Source organism: Mesorhizobium sp. M7A.F.Ca.CA.004.04.2.1, assembly GCF_004022825.1.
Lineage (GTDB): Bacteria > Pseudomonadota > Alphaproteobacteria > Rhizobiales > Rhizobiaceae > Mesorhizobium.
Genome location: NZ_RZPH01001192.1, coordinates 1 through 1,654 on the forward strand (window position 1 = coordinate 1; position 1,654 = coordinate 1,654).

Here is a 1,654-nt window from a genome sequence, read left to right on the forward strand (position 1 = left end):
CCCGAGCGTGGCCTTGGCGAAGTCGCCTGGAAGCATCGCGATCGCAGAGAAGATAATGATGGACACGATGAACAAAGTGACCAGGCCGAGGCCAAGGCGCTGCAGGACCGTTTTTGCGACGGGGTTCATGTGCGTGGCGTTTCCCTTTGGGCGGCAGCCCTGCACTCGGAGCCAGCTGACCGGAGCCTCAAAACCATCGCGGCTCCGGCCCGCCATCTCATGCCGTGGCGATCCACCAGCGTTCGGCCATTTTCAGTCCATCGTTCTCCCAGTTGGGCGCCACATCACCGTGTGCGAGCTTTTTGGATTGGGCGCTGACGAAATTGTTGAAGACCAGCACGATGCTGCCGCCGTCATCGTGGGTTAACTGCTGCATCTCGGCATACATCGCCGCTCGCTTGGCCTCGTCCGTCTCGGCGCGCGCCTGGACAAGCAGTTCGTTGAAAGGGGGATTTTTCCAGAAGGATTCATTCCAACTGGAGTCGGCGGCGAAGGCTTGCGTGAACATCCAGTCGGCCGTCGCCCGACCGCTCCAATAGGAAGCGCACCAGGGTTTCTTCAGCCAGACATTGTCCCAATAAGCGTCCTCGGCCTCACGCACGACATTGACGTCGATGCCGCATTGGGCTGCCGTTTCGCGAATGAGCGAAGCCGCGTCCACGGCGCCGGCAAAAGCGGCATCGGCGACCGAGAGATCCACCTTCAGGTTCTCCATTCCGGCCTTTTTCAGGTAATGCTTGGCTTTTTCCGGATCGAAGCTGTGTTGCGGTTGCGGATCCTTGGCGAATTTGATGGCCGGCGCGATCGGGTTGTCGTTGGCCACAGTGGCGTGGCCAAGAAAGATCTTGTCGACGATTTCTTGGCGATTGATCGCCCATTTCAATGCCATTCGCACGTCTGGATTATCAAATGGCGCCATCGTGACATTCATCGGCAAGGTATAGTGCCCATAACCAGTGACTTCGACGATCTCCACCTTGGGATTGCGTTTCAACATGCCGAGGGTCTTCAGGTCGGCGCGGCCGATATAGTCCACCTCCCCCGTGGACAGCGCCGCCATGCGAGCGGCAAGATCCGTGATGGCGATGAACTCCACCTCATCGAGATAGGGCTTGCCGTTCTTGAAGTAGTTTGGATTGCGCTTGAGCTTGGCCGAAACGCCGGGCTGGAAATTCTCGACGACGAAAGCACCGGTGCGAACGCCTGAAGCCCAATCCGCCTTGCCATCCTTGGCCGGCATGATGACCAGATGGTAGTCACTCATAATGTAAGGGAAATCGGCGTTGCCGCTCTTGAGCGTGAAAACCACCGTTTCCGGGCCATCCGCCTTGATGTCGGCGACGGAGTCCAACAGCGATTTCGCCGCCGATTTGGTGTCCTTGCCCATGTGATATTGCAAGGAGGTCACGACGTCATCCGCCGTCACGGTCTTGCCGTTGTGAAAGGTTGCGCCTTTGCGCAGCTTGAAGGCCCAGGTTTTGGCTCCATCCGAAGTTTCAAAGCTCTCGGCGAGGTCCGGTTGGACATTGCCTTTGGCGTCGACCTCAGTGAGGCTGTTGGACAGCGAGCCCGAAAATGCGGTTTGTGTGAACGTGTCGGGGTAGCCGGCCGGATCGATCGAATCCGTCGTCGCGCCATGAGCCATGCCGAGCTT

1 protein-coding gene is annotated in these 1,654 nt (G+C 58.5%); it reads right to left on the reverse strand.

Going from position 1 to position 1,654, the window contains the following annotated elements; genetic code table 11:
- Window positions 1–217 precede the first annotated feature (217 nt).
- A partial coding sequence (locus tag EN893_RS32865; RefSeq protein ID WP_164901340.1) for an ABC transporter substrate-binding protein occupies window positions 218–1,654 on the reverse strand: 1,437 nt, incomplete at its 5' end.